This window comes from Nonomuraea sp. NPDC050691 (genome assembly GCF_040654455.1).
Lineage (GTDB): Bacteria > Actinomycetota > Actinomycetes > Streptosporangiales > Streptosporangiaceae > Nonomuraea.
Genome location: NZ_JBFAIA010000028.1, coordinates 1 through 17324, shown reverse-complemented (window position 1 = coordinate 17324; position 17324 = coordinate 1). Strand labels below are relative to the sequence as shown.

The window sequence follows — 17324 nt, the reverse complement described above, 5'->3', positions numbered from 1 at the left end:
GGATCCTGAGCGGTTGGGCGTGTACGCGATTTTCGGACGGCTCGACGAAGGCGCACGTGGCGACGCCTTCCTCGGCCGTGAGGCCGACGACGCGCCCACGCGAGTCATCAAGTTACTGCCGGCGGTCCCGGGTGCCGGCCCCGAGGAAGCCGAACGTCTCACCGGCGTTCAGCGCATCTCCAGCGTCTACGTGGCCCGCACGATCGAGGCGGGCATGCACGGCGAGCAGCCGTACGTCGTCCGCGAGCACATCGAGGGCCGCAGCCTCGCCGAGACCGTGGCCGCCGACGGCCCGCTCGACGGTGACACGCTGGAGCGCGTCGCGGTCGGCGTGCTGACCGCCCTGACCGCGATCCACCTGGCCGGGGTCACGCACCGCGGCCTCACCCCGCACAACGTCATCCTCGGCCCCGACGGGCCGCGCGTCACCGACGTCGACCTCGGTGAGGCCGTCGGCGAGGTCGGCTACCGCTCGCCGGAGCAGATCGGCGGCCTGCGCTACGGCCCCTACGCCGACGTCTTCGCCTGGGGCGCCGTGATCGCCTTCGCGGCGACCGGCCGCGCGCCGTTCGGCCAGGACGAGCAGGCGGTGCTGAACGCCGAGCCCGAGGTCGGCACGCTCGCCGACCCGATGCGCCGCGTCGTCCTCTCGGCCCTGGCCAAGGACGTCGCCCAGCGCCCCACCACGTACACCGCGCTGCTCCAGCTCCTCGGAGACAAGGGCGCGATCGGCGCCGCGGACGGTTCCGTCCCCGGCGGGCCGGCCTCCGGCGGCGTCATCGCGCCGGTCCCGGTCCCGATGCAGTCCACCGAGCACTTCGCCCAGCCGTCGCACGAGGTGACCGAGTACCTGCCTCCGCTGGAGGGCGTCCCGGTCGCCAACCCGCAGCCCGCGTGGGGCCCGCCGCCGGTGCCCCAGCCCGGCAACGGCTGGGAGGGACCCAACGGTTCGCAGGGCCCGCAGCAGGTGTACCAGATGCCCGCCGGCGGGCAGCAGCAGGGCGGCGCCCCGCGCAGGTCGTTCCCGGTCGGGCTGGTCGCCGCCGTCAGCGCCGCCGTGGTGCTCTCGGCCGTGGGCCTGTGGGGCGCCGGCCGGTACGCGGACACCCAGACCCTCAAGCAGGTCGCCGCGCAGGGCACGACCACCCCGGGCGGCGGCGTGGCCGCGATCGGCGGCTCCGGCGGCGACGCCGCCGTGGGCCAGCAGCCGGCCCAGCCCGGCCAGCCCGCTCCGCAGCAGTCGCAGCCGGAGCTGACGGTGCCATGGGCCGCCTCCTCCAGCCCGGACCCGACGGAGGTGGCGCCGATCGTGCTGCCGACCGACTGGCCGAGCACGCAGGGGGCGACGCCGCCGGAGTTCAGCACGGTGCCGACCCCGGCAGCGATCCCCACTCAGCCGGTGGTGACGCAGCCGACCGGGCAGCCGAGCGTCCCGGTCCAGCCGACGGCGACCACCCCGGCGCAGCAGCCCACGCAGACGCCGTCGGAGAAGCACACCCGCAGGCCGACCAAGAAGCCGAGCCAGGACCCGTCGCCGGCCCCCTCCGAGACGAAGGCGCCGGAGGCCACTCCGACCCCGACGCAGGAGCCCACGAAGGAGCCGACCAAGGAGCCGACCAAGGAGCCGGAGCCCACCCGGGAGCCCTCCAAGGAGCCGACCAGGGAGCCGGAGCCGAAGCCGACGCCGACGAAGACCACGCAGTCTCCGAAGCCGACGCCGACCAAGACGACCCAGTCTCCGAAGCCGACGCCCACGAAGACGACCCAGTCTCCGAAGCCGACGCCGACGAAGACCACGCAGTCTCCGAAGCCGACGCCGACCAAGACCACCGAGGCCCCGAGGACGAATCCCCACAGCCCCACCTCGGTGTGCGGCTCCGGGTACTACGTCCAGCGGCAGACCTCGTTCGCGGGCGGTACGGCGTACCAGCTCTACAACAACAGCACCGGCCAGAACTGCGTGGTCACGCTCAAGACCGCCGACATCGGCAAGAAGACCTCTGTCAGCGCCACCTTGGTCGTGCAGGGCGGCGCCACCAAGACCGACAGCGGAAGCTACGACTACTACGCCGGCCCGGTCTACCTTCCGGCCAAGGGCAAGTGCGTGAAGTACTCCGGCAGCACCGCCGGCGGCAGCGGCGGCGAGGACTGGGGCAACTGCGGCTGACCCCGGCCAGTCCCTGACATGACGGCGGCCGGGAGGATCATCCTCCCGGCCGCCGTTTCCGTGTCCGCGGGTTTCGGAGGTCCGTGGGTCCAGGAGCGCCCGTGGTACGGGTCAGAAGTCGTCGTGGCGGCGCCTGCGCAGGCCGTCCATGCGCTCTCCCATCTCGCGGCTGAAGGAGTCCTGCATCTCCTCCAGGTCGCGCTTGAACGTGCCCAGCATGGAGGCGTCGGGGGTGGGCGTGGAGCCGCCCATCAGTTCCTGGACCTGGCGCTCGTGGTCCTCCTGGGCGGCGCGCACGGCCTCGACCACGTGCTGTCCCAGCTCGTCCGGGTCGAGGCGCATGGCCCGATGACTGATCCGCACCTCGGTCGGGCGGCTCGCGGAGTCCACCCGCGCCGTCACCGTTCCCGCCCGGTTCTCGCCCGTGCCGGTCAGTCGGCTCATCGCCTGCATGGCCTGCTCCAGCTCACGCATCGAGCGCTCGCCGTCCCGGATGATCCGGTCGAGGTCCGCGAGGCGTGGGTCCGTGAAATCCATGCGCTCACGCCACCGGCGCCAGGTGAACGAATGCTGAGCAGAGCCTGACGGGCCGACTAACTGATCATTAAAGGTGGCGGGAACGCGATTCCCGCCACCATAAATCATGGAAAATCCGTACATGTGAGCACAAAGGCAGCCGCGGTTGAGCAGGAAATCTACGTCACGTCCCGCGCGATCGCGCACGTGCGCGATCGGTGCGACGACGAGCTGAAGGAGTGGTTCGTCCACTTCCGGCAGATCGTCAGCACGCTCAGCATCGACTCGCCCGGCTTCGGCTATCCCGGCAACTGGATCCTCGGCGACACCTACGAGGCCATCCGCCACGAGGCCGACAGGCTGCTCGGCGACGCGCAGGAGGCCGTCGAGAGCTGGGTGCGGGGACTCGACCAGTGCCGGCGCAACTGGCGTGCCGCCGAGGACCACAGCATCGTGAGGTACCGCTGACATGGGACCCTTCGGCAGTTCGGCTCACGGCCCCCTGCCCATCCTGGGGCCCTACAGCCCGTACCCGCCACCCCAGCCACAGATCCCCGAGGCGTTGGGGCCGAAGGTGCTGGAGCAGCTGAAGCGGCTGCCCCAGCTGTCGAAGTGGCTGCTGCCGGCAGTCGCCATCGCCAGCATGTCGATCGCCAACGAGCCGAGCATAGCGAGAGCCGCCTCGACCTGGAAGAAGGGCGTGTCCGCCCGGCTCGACGACGGCGTCAAGCAGCTCCTGCCCCAGCTCACCAGGGCCGCGCAGAAGGAGTGGATCGCGGCCGACGAGCAGGAGTTCGAGAAGGTCGTGTCGGTCTTCAGCCGGGAGATCGGCGCTCTGCGCAGCGCCATCGGCGACATCGCGAGCATGCTCGACGAGGTCGCCGCCGGCTACCGCAGCTACTGGGCGCGGCTGGCCGTCCTCGCCACCATCACGGTGACCCTGCTGGTGTTCGCCAAGAAGCTCCAGGCGTACCCGCACACCAAGTTCTGGGGCGGCATGCTGGAGTCGGCCATCGCCGCGGGCACCAACGGCGGCGTGGCCGCGATGACGCTGATCCTCGGCTCCTCCCTCCAGGGCGGCCTGGACAGTGTGATGACCATGCTCCGCAAGCAGCACCAGTTCGGCTACGTCCTGCCGGAGGGCGACGCCAAGGTGGACTTCACGCAGGCCGTCCTGGACGTGAACAGCCACCCGTCCTTCCGCGCCCCGGCCAGGCCCGGCGACCTGCCGGCCGGTTACCAGCAGTTCGACTGGGTCGCCCCCGTGCAGAACAAGCCCGAACCGGCGCCGAAGACCCCGTAGGGCGGGCGGTACCGGCTCAGTAGGGCCGGTACCCGCCGCCGTGCTCCAGCGAGCTGATGCCGGGATGCTCGGCCAGCGAGCCGTACCGGCGGTAGGTGTACAGGACGCCGGCGATGATGTTGTCCACCGGCTCCAGGATCTTCCCGTGGCCCGGCAGGGAGTTCGACTGGAACGTGGGCGGGATCGTCTGCATCAGGCCCTGGGACGGGATCCCGTTCTTGGCGTTGATGTCCCAGTTGTTGATGGCGCTGGGGTTGCCGCCGGACTCGTGGTAGATGATCGTCCAGATGCGCTGGATGTCCTTGGGGTCGTCCGGGTCCAGGTCCTTGAGCTTGTCCAGCAGGCCCCGCTGCTTGCCCTCGATGGCCGCGGCCATCTCCGGCGACCTGATGACCCGGATCGCCTCCTTGATGTACTCGACGATGTCGGCCCGGGGCAGGGGGACGCTGCCGGCCGACGAGGTGCCGCCGGTGTAGCCGTACCCGCCGCCGCCCCCGCCGCCGGAGCCGTTCACGCCCATCGTCACGCCGGACCCGTCGGTGGCGGCGGCCTGGAGCGCTGTGCGGTCCTCGGCGGACGTCCTGATCCACTCCACCTGCTTGGTACCCGGCTCGAAGTCGGCGCCGCCCGCGGCCCTGATCGCGCCGAAGAAGCCGAACTCCTTGTCGGAGCCCAGCTGGCCCTCGAGGGTCTTCTGCACCTCGCCGAGCACCGAGTCGGCCTTGGCCACGATCTCCTGGGCCCGGGTGACGTTCCCGCTGACGATCGTGGTGGCGGCCAGCGCCGCCTCGGCGTCGCTCTGCGTGGCCCCGGCGTTCTGCTGGAGGTATTGCCGCTTGTACGTGTTCGAGCGGGACACCGCGTCGTCGTACAGGGCGCCGATCTTGGAGTGGGCGTCCTCCAGGGTGCCCGCGGCCCGGTCGAGGGCGTCGGCGCAGGCGGTGAGCGCCTCCTTGAGGCCGGTTCCGGCCTTGGGGTAGGCGCTCATGTAGCCGGCGAAGGCGTCGGCCGAGGCGCCCTCCCACGCCGAGTTGACCGCCTTGACGGCCTGGGGGAGCTTGTCGGTGGCGCTCGCGACGTGGGCGGCGGCCACCCGCAACGCGGCGGCGTGGTCACGGATGCCCTGCGGGTCGCCCTTGACCTTGGCCTGGAGCGAGGAGATCCCCGCCAGTGTCGCCGGAGTCCCCTCGCTCATACCGTGGACGCCTTCGTCGCCTTGCGCAAGTTCGTCTCCACCTCGTCGATCGCCTTCTCCACGCCCAGGAGCCGGCTGCGGCCCGTGCCCAGCTCCTCCTTGAGCGCCGCCCAGACGTCGTTGACCTGACCGGCGAGCGTCCCGGAATGGCTCAGATCGCCGAACATGCTCGCCGGGGCGGACTCGGAGGGCTGCTTCGCCTTGGAGTCCTGGAAGACGTCCTGGACCGTCAGCATGTTGGCCGCGGTGCGGGCCCTGTTGCCGCACGTTTCGAGAGCCTGGAAGTGGACGTCCACCCATTCACTCATGGAACTAACCGCCTTCTTGCTACGAAGCGAGCGAAAAACGAGCATAGTGGACAACAATCTTGATGTCCGTGATGAAGGAGAAACTGGTGGGGCACCCGTCCGACGGCTATCGCGCGAGCGGGTCCGGCATCCGCCGCCGGGCGGAGGCGGCCCGCGAGGAGGCAGAGTACGCGCGCGGCCTGCGCGACGAGCTGCGCGCCGCGTTCGAGCGGGAGGGCCGCCCCATGGGGGACGACATCTACGGGGCCGAGCTCAACAAGACCTTCCCCGGCCTGCGCGAAGCGATCTACCGGGAGTTCGACGGCTACATCGGCGAGCTGGACGGCACTCACCAGGACATGCGGACCAGCGCAGACCATTACGGGACGGCCGATCACCACTCGGAGCGCTGAGCGCACATGTGGATCGACGGCATCCCGGTGCCGGCCTGGATACGCCCGTGGGTCGGCTGGGTGCTGGGAACCGACTGGCCGCAGGGCGACGAGAACGCCCTGTTCCGGCTGGCCGACGCGCTGCTCGCCGCCGCCAAGGGCGTCGTGCGGGGGGTCGACGGCGACGGAGCCTCGCTCTTGCGGGGCATCGGCGACTCCTGGGACGGCGCCGCGCTGCGCGCCTTCGTCGCGCACGTCGATCGCGAGGTGGGAGGCCGTCAAGCCGCGCTCGTGTCCCGGCTGGTCGGGCTGGCGGTCTCGTGCAACGACCTCGGGGTGCAGATCCAGTTCACCAAACGGCTGATGCGCCTCACCGTGTTGCTGCTGGTGGCGCAGCTCCTGGCCCTGTCGTTGGTCTTGCTCACCGCGGCCGGGCGCCTGGCGCTGCGGCTGATGAAACTGCGTGCCCAGGCCGCCCGGTGGACGATCAAGGAGTTCCGCAGGAGGCTGCTGATCAACATCGCGTTGTTCGGCGGCCTGATGGGCGGCATGGACGTCCTGGTCCAGGCGACGCAGTCGCGGCGCGACGGCGTGGACTGGAAGCAGGCCGGCATGTCCGCGGGCATGGGCGCGCTGACGGGCGGCCTGATGACGGGCCTGGCGTGGGCGATGCCCCTGCGGTCGTTGTGGACGCTGATGGGACACTCCGCGGTGGCCAGTGGCGGGGCGACGCTGGCCTCGGAGCTGGTGGACGGCAGACCCGGCGTCGACTGGCAACTCGTGCTGAAGGGCATGACCTCGGGCGCCGTCGGAGGCGCCGACGGCCACTGGGGGACCTGGAGCCCGGGGGCCATGCCGCATGTGAAGGGCGCCGCGGCCGCCGACGTTCACACGCCCCTCACCAAGGGACCGGAGCCGGACCCCGCCCACCACGGGGCCGCGAAGGACACCTACACGCTTGGCGACCATCCGGCCGACGGGGAGGCGGGAGGAGCGCGGCGGCGGCCGGACGTCGACGCGCTCCCGCGCCCGGCCGACCGCGACCCCGTCCTGGCCGCCGCCCCCCGGCTGGAGGAGCCCGCGCGGGCCCGAGCCGGGGCGGAGGAGGTCGCGCAGGCCGCTCCGGTGGCCGCCGGGGAGCGTTCCCGGCACACGGCTCTCGCGGAGGTCCCGGCGGCCAGGCCGGACCACGGGGGCCACGTCCAGGTGGCGGAGGCGGCGCTGCACGCGCGGCCGGACCAGTCCCATGCGCTCGCCGGCCAGCAGACTCCCTTACGGCCGGACCCGCAGCCGCTCGTACGGGCGGACCCGCACCCTTCAGGGCGGCCGGATCCGCAGCCGGTCGTACGGGCGGACCCGCAGCCTTCCGCGCGCCCGGACCTGCAGCCTTCCATGCGCCCGGACCCCCAGCCTTCCGCGCGGCCGGACCCCCAGCCGCACGTGCGGGCCGATCAGCCGACCACGGCCGCCGGTCACCGGACCGTGCCCGACGGCCAGGCGGACGCCGTCCAGACGGCGGGCCACGACAGACCCCGGACCGCCACGCCCGACCGCGGCACGGTGGACTCGTTGATCAACCGCACGGTCCCCCAGGAGTCCCACCCCACCCACCAGACCACGCACGAGCCGACCCATCAGCCGGCCAACCAGCCGACCCACCAGGCCGCCGCCACGCCGGAACCGCACACCGGCGCCCGTCCGCACGTCCCGGACGCCCCCGCCCTCGACGCCACCCCGAATGCCGCCTCCCGGCAGGGGGACGGCGGGCCGCCCGCGGGCCCGGTGCGCTTCGAGGACCCCGGCACCACGTTCACCGGCCGCCGCACCGAAGCGCCGGGCTCCCCTCATCACCACGGCGACCGAGCCCCCCAGGCCGCCCAGACGGAAGTCCCGATCCCGGCCACCCCGACCTCCGGCGGCGGCCGTGGCAAGCATCCGATCGTCCGCTACAGCTCCACCACCGTGCTGAACCCGGACCGGCGTTCTCCCCTCCTGCCCATCCACACCGCCGAGGAACTGGCCCGGCTCCGGGGGAACCGGGCGAACCGTATCGAGCCGCGGCAGGCCGTGCGGGCCGGCGAGTGGGCCGCCTTCCGCGAGGACGCCCCCGCGCACCGGGTGGAGAAGCGTACGCGCATGGACGCGGACGTCGTCCGCTCGTACGGCGCGGAGCTGGCCGCGCGCATAGAGGCGGAGTTCGACAGGTCGGCGGACGTCACGGTCCGTCGCATCGGGGTGCGCACCGGGGGCGAGACGAGATGGGTCACCGAGGTCGCGGTCAAGATTCGCTGGGTGGCCGAGCGGGGGATGACGCCGGACGAAGTCCTGCAACTGCAGGCGAGCGCGATGGACGGTGTCGACCTCTACTACAACCACCAGCACCGGCTCTCGGACGGCAGTCAGCTCCATGTCAGGCTCGACTTCGAGAGGGTCGAGAACGCCGCGCCGGGCACGCGGGAGGTGGTCACCTTCCGCAACGGGGAGGGACGCGCCAACCAGGTGACCTGGTACGCGGGTGACGCGCCGCACATCCACGCGCACGAGGTGGGGCACCACCTCGGATTGGTCGACGAATATCATGACGCCGACCACGCCGGGCGCAGGACGCTGACGGACGGTCGCCGGAGGTTCGGCGCGAACCTCATGAGCGACGCGCTCGCGTTCGGCTGGAGCCGCGGCGGGCAGCTGGTCGACCACCACGGTCACGAGGTGCCGCCACTGGCCGGACTGCGCGACCACCACTTGTCCTACATCGACAGGCTGCTGCACCAGGCGGAGGCCGAGAACCGGCGCGTCGACACACCCGGGCACCACGAGGGCACGGGCATAGGCGAGGCCGGGCCCCGGGTGCGGGCCGATGAGATGTCCCGGGACGCGTACCTGAAGGCGAACCTCGACCTGCCCGCCCACCTGCGCGATCTGCTGAAGCAGTACCCCCACCAGAGCGGGGACCTCGTCGACCACCTGCGGGCGCTGGACCACGCCGACCGCATCTTCGACAACGGCGTCACACAACAGCATGTCGACTACGTCAAGGCGCTGCACAGCTCGATGCGCTGGATTTACGGAGCCGATCCGTCCGACCTGAAGGTCATGGACGTGCTGCGCGCCCACACCCTCGTGCACTACCTCGGCGGCGGTCCGACCGGCCACGTGCCGGACGGCCGCTGGATCCTCGAGCGCGCCACAGCCGTGCTGGGGGACCGCCCGCCGCCCACGCCGCGCCTGATCGAGGGACTGTCCCGGATGGCGGAGTGGTACGCCTTCACGGCTGGCGCGACGAGGGCCGGCGAGACCGGCACGGCCGCGCTGCACAGGGCCGCGGGGGAGCTCGAGTTCTTCCGCGAGCCTCCCGGTCCAGGGCCCACGCGGCGCGCGGCCGAGCTGTTCGCCTCGGCGGCCGAACAGTCCGAAGCCCTGGCGGAGGGCAATGTCTCCCACCCGCGGATAGCGAAGGAGCTCAGGGCGCTGCAGAACGGCGCCTGGCGCCACGGGTTCGACGCCGGTGACTTCGCCCAGATGGTGGACCGGATCCACGGCGTCGGCAATCCTCCCGGCGGGTCAGCGCTCCCGGCGCCCCCCGCCCGGCCGGGCGGCCCGGACCGGTTCCCGCCCAACCACCGCATCGGGGAGGACGATCGGGGGGCGCTCGCCGCCATGCTCGACGACTGGGGAGCGCGTCCGTTCGCGCTCGATCCCGAGGACGCCGTGACACCGGCGAGATCCGAGGCCCAGCGCGCCCACGCCGACGTCCTGACGCTCCGGGCGGCCGACCCCGGGGCGGCCCGCGTCGAGCAGCGCCGCTTCGAGGGCTACGACGCCGCGGGGGAGCGCAGGCACATCACCGAGTACACCGTCCGGATCAAGGTCTCCTCGCGGCTGTCGGCGTCGGAGCTGGGGGCCTTCAACGCCCGTCTCCAGAAGGGACTCGACGTGTACATCAACGGCCGGCACCGCACCGAGGACGGCGACCAGCTCCACGTGCGCGTCCAGCTCGAACGAGCCGGCGGCCACGGCGGGGCCACGATCGCCCACGGGGACCACACCCAGGCGCGGGGACCGCTGGACTTCCGCACCGACGCGCCCGCCCTGCACCTGGTAGAGCAGGTCGTCCGTCAGCTCGGCATGGAGGAGGTGCGAGCACCTGCCTGGCTCGACCCGAGGTGGGCGGACCGGGCCGACCTCGTCCGGCACGACAGGGAGACCGCGCGCACCGACGCCGGAGACGGCTCGCCTTCCGAGGCCCACACCTCGTCCGCCGACGCCGGATCCCGTGCCCCGCTGGTCGCGGGCGGGGAGATGCGGGAGGTCCTCCGGCAGGAGCACGCCTACGCCCTCGATCCGCGCAAGACGGTGGGTGAGGATTCCATCGCGGCGGTGCGGCAGGGCGCCGAGGCCCACGTCATCACCAGGGCGGAGGCGTACACGGTCGAGGCGCGCAGAATGCAGGCGCGCGGCGCGGACGGGACGCTCCAGCGGGTCACCGAGTTCACGCTGACCCTGCGGTACGGCGTGGCGAAAGACCTGGCGCCCGAGGCCCTGCTCAAGATCTTCTCCGACGTGCGTGACGCCGTCGACCTGCACTTCAACCACCAGCACCGGCTCCCGGTGGACGGCTCCCAGCTGCATGTGCGCGTGGAGTTCGAGCGGGCGCCGGCCGGCGCGGGCAAGGGCGAACGGGTGGAGCTGACGCACCGCGTCCCCGAGCGCTGGAAGACCTGGGCGGACCTGCCGGTGCTGGCCGAGCTGGCGCCGCTCAACCTCCACGCCCAGAAGATCGGGCAGCTGCTGGGCCTGGACCTGGAGTCCGTCGACCCGCGCATGCGCAAGGTCACGCGGGTCCTGGGCATTGACCGGCCGGCCCGCGACGGCAGCGTCATGGGCCCTGCCGTCGTGCAGTGGGCCAGCCCGGGCCGGGGATGGGCGGGCGTGCACGACCTCCAGCGCCTCGCCGTGCCCGAGGTCGCCGGACTGCGCGACCGCCACCTGTGGACCCTGAACGAGCACCTCATCCGCGAGGACGTGCCCGAGCCGGTGGTGCCCCTCGACCGGGTGCCGGCCGGCGAACCCGTCCAGCCGATGCCCTGGGCCAGGACGGACCCGGAGCGCGGCGTGGTGCCGAACCACATCCGGATCCTGCTGAAGCGTTTTCCCGTGGAAGGCTCCTGGCTGGAGCACGTCCGGGTGCTGGACCGCGTCGTGACCCTCTTCGGCAACGACCGCGTCAGCGACAGACTCACCTTCAACCAGGTCACCCACGAGCACCTCCGGTACACCAGAGCGCTGAGCGACCTCGCCGCCGAGGTGTACGGCACGCACCGGGACCACTCGTTCAACGCCGAGGAGCTGATCCGGCTGCACGGCCTGACGGTGTGGCTCGGCCGGGGCCCGTACGAGACGCTCCCGGACGGCCGCTGGCTGCGGGACAGCGTGAACGACCTGCTGGGCAGACCGGCGGACCGGCCCCTGACCGAGAAGGACGTCCACTTCCTGGGCGGGCTCGCCAGCCGTCACGACAAGGCGCCCTACTCCGTGCGTGAGGAGCAGTCGCCCGCCGTGCTGCTGGAGCGGGCCAGGCAGGAGCTCGACCAGGCGCCGCTGACCGTCCGGGTCGCGCTGGACGACGCGGCCACGCCGCTGGAGCGCGACGCGGCCCGGTGGGGCGACCGGGGCGAGGACGTCGTCGACGCGGCCCCGCGCGGGCTGCCGCCCGGGGAGACGCTGCGGGACATGTTGCGCGCCGGCGCCGCCGACCCCGAGGCGGTCGAGGCGTGGCTGCGCCGGGTCGCCGAGGTCGAGTTCCCGGGCGCGGGCATCCGCGCCGAGCTGGGCGACTGGCGCCTGGCGGATGGGCGGCTCGTCTTCTCTCTCGACTACCGTCCCGTGGACGGTCCGGGGTCGCGGGGACTTCCCCTGGCCAGGGCACAGTACGCGCTGGCGGTCACGGAGGACGGGCGACTGGTCGCCCGGCACTACGCGCCCTCGCTCGTGCCGTCCGCACGGCCGGTCGACGCCCAGCGTGTGCAGCTGGCGTGGACGCGGAGGATGGAGACGCTGGAGAACGCCTACATCGCGGTGGGGGTCACCGAGATCCGCTATCCCCAGTTCAGGGTGCTCAAGCTGCTCACCCCGCCCTGAGTGACGGCGTACGGGCCGGGGGACAGGGCCAGCGGGGTCTCCGCCAGCCGCGTCTCGGCGACCGGCTCCTCCTCCGGCAGGCGCCACACCCGTACGGTGCCGTCGCCGGTGCCCGCCGCCAGGACTCCCGGGGCGAGGAAGCACAGGCACCGGACCGCGCCTGGGGCGCCGCCGAGCACGGCGACGTCCTCGCCGGTCACCGCGTCGCGCACGGGGATCCGGCCGTCGTAGCCGGCCGAGGCGAGAACGGCACGGCCGTCCTGGGTGGTGCCGAACGCCAGCGCGTACACGGGGAGGGGATGCCCGTGCAGGATCAGCAGCGGCTCGCCCGTCTCCGTGTCCCAGACCCGGACGACCCGGTCGTAGCCGCTCGAAGCGATGACGGGTCGGCCGTTCACCCGGCTCGTGACGACGGCGATGACGCCCGCCGTGTGGCCGAGCAGGCGGCGCAGCGGCCGGCCGGAGAGCGCGTCCCAGGTCCGCACGGTCCCGTCCATGCCGCCGGACACCAGCAGCCGGCCGTCGAGGACGAGCGCCGTCACGGCCCCGGAATGCGGCGTGGGCACGACCACGCCGCCGGGCGCGCCTTCCGCGTCGTTGCCGTGCGCAGCGGTCGCCCGGGGCGCCGGCGCGTGGTGGAGCCGGACGGCGCCGGAGGCGGTGCCGCAGACGATCGTCGCCCCGTCCGACGCCAGAGCCGTGACGCCGCCGTCCACCCGGGGCGCCGCGGCCGGGACGCCCTCGCCGGGCCGGGACACCGCCGCCGTGACGCCGCCGCCCGGCCCATGCACCTCCTCGACGGCGGTCTCCCCGTCCGCGAACCGCCAGACCCGCACCACCCCGTCCGGGAACCCCGCCACGACCCGCTCTCCCCGCTGCCCGGCCCTCCCGGCCACGGCCCGCTCTCCTGGCTGCCCGGTACTCCCAGCCACCGCCACCGCCGTCGCCGGGGCCGTCGAGAGGACCGTCAGAAGCGTGCCGTCCGCCTCCCAGACCCGCACGCCGTCGCCCACGCTCACGAGCCGGTCGCTCGCGCTCACATGCCGGTCGCCCACGCTTACATGCCGGTCGCCCGCGTCCGGCGCCGGGGCCCCGCCTGCCGCCGTCAGGCCGGCCGCCCACGCGCCCGCCCGCCAGCGCGCCACCGGCGCCGCTTCCCGGAGGTCCCAGACCACCACCTCGCCGTCCAGGCCGCACGAGGCCAGCGCCGCCCGTCCCTCCACCGTGAGGAACGCCAAGCCGGTCACGCTCGCCCCGTGCCCGTCCAGGGCGCCGAGCGGCTCGCCGGTCGCCGGGTCCCAGAGCCGCACGACCCGGTCCGAGCCCGCCGAGGCGACGAGCCCCTCCCAGGCGGCGACCGCGTTCACCCAGCCGTCGTGGCCGCCCAGCACCCGCAGGAGGCGGCCGTCCGTCGCGTCCAGGAGGCGTACCACCCCGTCGTCCCCGCCCGTGACCAGCAGCGTGCCGTGGGTGCAGGCGGCGGTGACCGCGCCCTGGTGGCCGTCCGGCATGGCGCCAAGGGACCCGTCCGCGTCCCAGACCCGCACCCGGCCGTCGTCGCCGCCCGTGTAGACGAGGCCGCCGCTCGCCGCCAGCGTCCTGACGGGGCCGCCGTGGCCGGTCGCCGAGTGCAGCAGCTGCCCGCCCGTGGTGTCCCAGACCCGGATGACGCCGTCGTCGTCCCCGGCGGCGACGAGGTCACGGCCGCCGGCCGTGCCCAGCGCGAGGGAGCGGGCGGGCGTGTCGGTGACGGCGGCGCCGCCCAGCGGCTCCTCGTCCGGCAGGCCGTACAGGGCGAAGGTCACGCCCGGACGGGACACGGCGTACACGGGCCGCCCACCGGCCACGCCGATCGCGGCGGCGCCCGGCGCGCCGAAGCGCGTGCTCACCGGGACGCCCGGCGACGAGACGGCGGGCCCGGGTGACGCGACGGTGTGGTCCGGCGACGCGACGGTGGGATCGGGGGCGCGGCGGCGGGCCAGCGGGGGCAGCTCGTCCGGGACGCCCGCCCCCCGTTCGCCCAGCGCGTCGCCGCCGACCTGCCGCACCAGCGCGTCCAGGATCCGCAGCGCGGCCCCGAGCTCGACCGGCCCCCCACCGACCCCGGCCGCGCCCCCTCGGGGCCCTGCCGCACCGCTTCCGGGCCCGGCCGCGCCGTCTCCGCGCCCGACGGCCCCGCCTCCCGGCCAGGTCGCCACCAGCGTCCCCGCCGGGTCCGCACCGGTGACCGTGATCTCGCACAGCGGGTCGCCCGGCACCGGCGGCTCCGGGGCCGCGTCCGGGAAGCCCGCCTCGCGCAGCGCGTCCAGCAGCCACGGCCACACCGCCGGGTCCAGCTCGGCCGTCCAGCCCCGCACCCCGGCGGCCGTCTCGTGCCGGAGCCGGACGACGCCCTCCGGCCCGGCCGTCAGCTCGGCCAGGCCGGGGAAGGACGGGTCCGCCACCCGGTAACGCACCTCGGACACGGCAGCCAACCTACGCGGACGGCTCCAGGTAGGCGGTCTGGACGAGCCGCGAGCCGTACCGGCGGTCCACGTAGAAACCGCGGCCCTGCGGCTGCGGCTGCGGCCGGACGTTGCCGAACAGCGCGCCCTCGTCCTTGTTGCCCGACATGATCAGCGCCGGGGTGGCCATCTCCTTCATCCGTTGCACCGCCTGGTCGTACAGGGCCCGGCCGGCGCCGCCCATCTGGCGGGCCAGGATCAGGTGCAGGCCGATGTCGCGGGCCTGCGGCAGCAGCTCGGCCAGCCCCTGCAACGGGCTCACGGACGAGGTCGCGACGAGGTCGTAGTCGTCCACGACGATGTACAGGTCGGACCCCTCCCACCAGCTCCGCGAGCGGAGCTGCTCGGGCGTCAGGTCGGCCGGCGGCAGCCGCTTGAGCAGGGCGCTGCGGGCGTCGTTGATGAGATCGGTCGCGGCCGCGCTGGAGGCGGCGTAACCGATGCGGTGGTCGGTGACCGCCGTGTCGAGCAGCGACCGGCGGTAGTCGATCACGATCATCATGGCCTCCCTGGGCGTCTTCCGCGCGACCAGGCCCTCCATGATCAGCTTGAGCACGTTGCTCTTGCCGCACTCGGTGTCGCCGAACACCACGAAGTGCGGATCGACGTCGAAGTCGAGCAGCACCGGCGACAGCGACGCCTCGTCGATGCCGATCGCGATGCGGTTCGCGCCGGTCTCCTCCGGGCTCGGCATGGACGCGGCGGGCAGCAGCGACGGCAGCAGGCGCACCGGAGGGGCGCCCTGACCTTGCCAGGAGGCGCTGATGATGTCCACGAGCGAGCGCACGCCGTCGGCGAGGTCGTCGGTGCCGCGGACGCCGTCGATGCGGGGCAGCGCCGACAGGAAGTGCGTGCCCTCCTTGGTCAGGCCGCGACCCGGGGTTCCCTCCGGCACGGCCAGCGCGGCCTTGCGGTTGACCTCCGACTCGTACGCGTCGCCGAGCTTGAACTCCAGCCGCGTGCCGAACAGGTCGCGGATGCTGGCCCGGAACTCCGACCACTTGTTGGTGGAGGCGATCACGTGGATGCCGTAGCCGAGGCCACGGGCGGCCAGGTCGGTGATCACGGCCTCCAGGCCCTCGAACTCCTGCCGGATGGTCAGCCAGCCGTCGACCACCAGGAACACGTCGCCCCAGCCGTCGCCCGGGATGGTGCCGTCGGCGACCTGGCGCCGGTAGGTGACCATCGAGTCGATGCCCCGCTCGGTGAAGTCGCGCTCGCGCCGCTGGAGCAGGCCGGCGACCTCGGCGACGGTCCGGCGGACCCGCTCGGCGTCGAGGCGGCTGGCCACGCCGCCGACGTGCGGCAGGCCGTCCAGCGAGGAGAGCGTGCCACCGCCGAAGTCGAGGCAGTAGAACTGCACCTCGCGCGGCGTGTGGGTGAGCGCCATGCTGGTGATCAGCGTGCGCAGCACGTTGCTCTTGCCGCTCTGGGTGCCGCCGGCGACGCCGACGTGTCCCGCCGCGCCCGACAGGTCCAGCCAGTACGGGTCGCGGCGCTGCTCGAACGGCTTGTCGATGATGCCGACGACGGCGTGCAGGCGGCCCCGGCCGTCCCAGCCTGGCGTGGACAGGCCCAGCTCGGGCGTGACGGACAGCGGCGGCAGCAGGTGCGCGAGGGTGGGCGGCTCGCCGAGCGGCGGCAGCCAGATCCGGTGGGCGGCCGGGCCCTGACCGGCCAGCCGCTCCACGACGATGTCGAGCAGGCTGCGCTGCGGCCCCTTCTCCTCGGCCGGCGCCACCTCCTTCGCGGGCTGCTCGACGACGGGGATCGGCACGTGGCCGGGGCCGTACTCGACGATCTGGGTCTGCAGCGCGGAGCCGCCGTCGGCCGGGGCGTGGCGGGGGTCGGCCTGGTAGGGCCCGGACACGTACGCGGCCTTGAACCGGGTCATGCCGGTCGTGTCGAACTTGAGGTAGCCGTTGCCGGGGGCCGACGGCAGCTCGTAGGCGTCGGCCACGCCCAGCACGACGCGGCTCTCCATGGCCGAGAACGTGCGCAGGCCGATGCGGTACGACAGGTGGGTGTCGAGGCCGCGCAGGCGGCCCTCCTCCAGCCGCTGCGAGGCGAGCAGCAGGTGCACGCCGAGCGAGCGGCCGAGCCGGCCGATCATCACGAACAGCTCGATGAACTCCGGCTTGGCCGACAGCAGCTCGCTGAACTCGTCCAGCACCACGAACAGCGTCGGCATCGGCGCCAGGTCGACCCCCTGCTCGCGGGCCCGCTCGTAGTCGCGCAGGGAGGCGTAGTTGCCGGCGGCCCGCAGCAGCTCCTGCCGGCGCACCATCTCGCCGTGCAGCGCGTCGTACATGCGGTCGACCAGCGGCAGCTCGTCCTCCAGGTTGGTGATGACCGCGGAGACGTGGGAGAGCGAGTCCAGGCCGAGGAAGGTGGCGCCGCCCTTGAAGTCGACGAGGACGAAGTTGAGGATCTCGGAGGAGTGGGTGACGGCCAGGCCGAGCACCAGCGTGCGCAGCAGCTCGCTCTTGCCGGAGCCGGTGGCGCCGATGACCAGGCCGTGCGGGCCCATGCCGCCCTGCGCCGACTCCTTGATGTCCAGCTCGACGACGCGGCCGTCGGCGCCGAGGCCGATGGGCACGCGCAGCCGGTTGCGGCCGGCCCGGGGGCGCCAGGTCAGCGCCGGGTCGAGGCGCAGGGGGTCGCCGATGCCGAGCAGGTCGGTCAGGGTGGTGTTGGCCGCGAGCACGTCCTCCGGCTCGCCGGCGTTGTTGGCCGAGGCGCGCAGGGGGGCGAGCTGCCTGGCCAGGCCCTCGGCGCGCAGGTAGTCGAGCTGGTCGGCGTCGCCGAGCCGGGTCTTGGAC

Annotated in this window: 10 protein-coding genes; 5 read left to right on the top strand and 5 right to left on the bottom strand. The window is 73.4% G+C overall.

Going from position 1 to position 17324, the window contains the following annotated elements; genetic code table 11:
* The first annotated feature begins 19 nt into the window (after positions 1–19).
* Positions 20–2167 (top strand): hypothetical protein, encoded by a 2148-nt coding sequence (locus tag AB0H81_RS14430; protein ID WP_358373987.1) that lies wholly within the window; start codon positions 20–22, stop codon positions 2165–2167.
* A gap of 111 nt (positions 2168–2278) precedes the next feature.
* Here the strand turns inward: AB0H81_RS14430 and AB0H81_RS14425 are convergent, their stop codons facing one another.
* Positions 2279–2704 carry a YbaB/EbfC family nucleoid-associated protein gene (locus tag AB0H81_RS14425; RefSeq protein WP_358373984.1) on the bottom strand — a complete coding sequence of 142 codons (426 nt, stop codon included), beginning with the start codon at positions 2702–2704 and terminating at the stop codon, positions 2279–2281.
* Positions 2705–2827: 123 nt separating this feature from the next.
* Between AB0H81_RS14425 and AB0H81_RS14420 the strand changes: the two genes are divergently transcribed.
* Together AB0H81_RS14420 and AB0H81_RS14415 are read left to right on the top strand one after the other, a co-directional pair.
* Positions 2828–3151 (top strand): hypothetical protein, encoded by a 324-nt coding sequence (locus AB0H81_RS14420; protein ID WP_358373981.1) that lies wholly within the window; start codon positions 2828–2830, stop codon positions 3149–3151.
* A 1-nt stretch (position 3152) separates the two neighbouring features.
* Positions 3153–3986: a hypothetical protein gene (locus AB0H81_RS14415; protein ID WP_358373979.1), complete on the top strand. Its 834-nt coding sequence runs from the start codon at positions 3153–3155 to the stop codon at positions 3984–3986.
* 16 nt (positions 3987–4002) lie between these two features.
* Here AB0H81_RS14415 and AB0H81_RS14410 read toward each other — a convergent pair whose 3' ends face one another.
* Positions 4003–5181 carry a WXG100 family type VII secretion target gene (locus tag AB0H81_RS14410; RefSeq protein ID WP_358373977.1) on the bottom strand — a complete coding sequence of 393 codons (1179 nt, stop codon included), beginning with the start codon at positions 5179–5181 and terminating at the stop codon, positions 4003–4005.
* Complete coding sequence (locus AB0H81_RS14405; RefSeq protein ID WP_358373975.1) at positions 5178–5489, bottom strand: hypothetical protein; 312 nt, start codon at positions 5487–5489, stop codon at positions 5178–5180. The genes AB0H81_RS14410 and AB0H81_RS14405 overlap by 4 nt, the downstream gene beginning before the upstream one ends.
* 71 nt (positions 5490–5560) lie before the next feature.
* Here AB0H81_RS14405 and AB0H81_RS14400 point away from each other — a divergent pair, with 71 nt between their 5' ends.
* Positions 5561–5881, top strand: a complete 321-nt coding sequence (locus AB0H81_RS14400; RefSeq protein ID WP_358373973.1) for a hypothetical protein — start codon at positions 5561–5563, stop codon at positions 5879–5881.
* 6 nt (positions 5882–5887) lie between these two features.
* Positions 5888–11998: a hypothetical protein gene (locus AB0H81_RS14395; RefSeq protein ID WP_358373971.1), complete on the top strand. Its 6111-nt coding sequence runs from the start codon at positions 5888–5890 to the stop codon at positions 11996–11998.
* On the opposite strand, the gene AB0H81_RS14390 is transcribed toward AB0H81_RS14395, so the two are convergent.
* Together AB0H81_RS14390 and eccCb are read right to left on the bottom strand one after the other, a co-directional pair.
* Positions 11956–14463, bottom strand: a complete 2508-nt coding sequence (locus AB0H81_RS14390; RefSeq protein WP_358373968.1) for a hypothetical protein — start codon at positions 14461–14463, stop codon at positions 11956–11958. The genes AB0H81_RS14395 and AB0H81_RS14390 overlap by 43 nt on opposite strands.
* Before the next feature lie 10 nt (positions 14464–14473).
* Positions 14474–17324: type VII secretion protein EccCb (gene eccCb / locus AB0H81_RS14385; RefSeq protein ID WP_358373965.1), on the bottom strand; the 2851-nt coding region annotated here is incomplete at its 5' end.

What these genes read in the sequence shown, in the direction of transcription:
- AB0H81_RS14405 (WP_358373975.1), bottom strand. Translation starts at nt 5,489, where the DNA reads ATGAGTGAATGGGTGGACGTCCACTTCCAGGCTCTCGAAACGTGCGGC.
- AB0H81_RS14400 (WP_358373973.1), top strand. Translation starts at nt 5,561, where the DNA reads ATGAAGGAGAAACTGGTGGGGCACCCGTCCGACGGCTATCGCGCGAGC.
- AB0H81_RS14395 (WP_358373971.1), top strand. Translation starts at nt 5,888, where the DNA reads ATGTGGATCGACGGCATCCCGGTGCCGGCCTGGATACGCCCGTGGGTC.
- AB0H81_RS14415 (WP_358373979.1), top strand. Translation starts at nt 3,153, where the DNA reads ATGGGACCCTTCGGCAGTTCGGCTCACGGCCCCCTGCCCATCCTGGGG.
- AB0H81_RS14425 (WP_358373984.1), bottom strand. Translation starts at nt 2,704, where the DNA reads ATGGATTTCACGGACCCACGCCTCGCGGACCTCGACCGGATCATCCGG.
- AB0H81_RS14410 (WP_358373977.1), bottom strand. Translation starts at nt 5,181, where the DNA reads ATGAGCGAGGGGACTCCGGCGACACTGGCGGGGATCTCCTCGCTCCAG.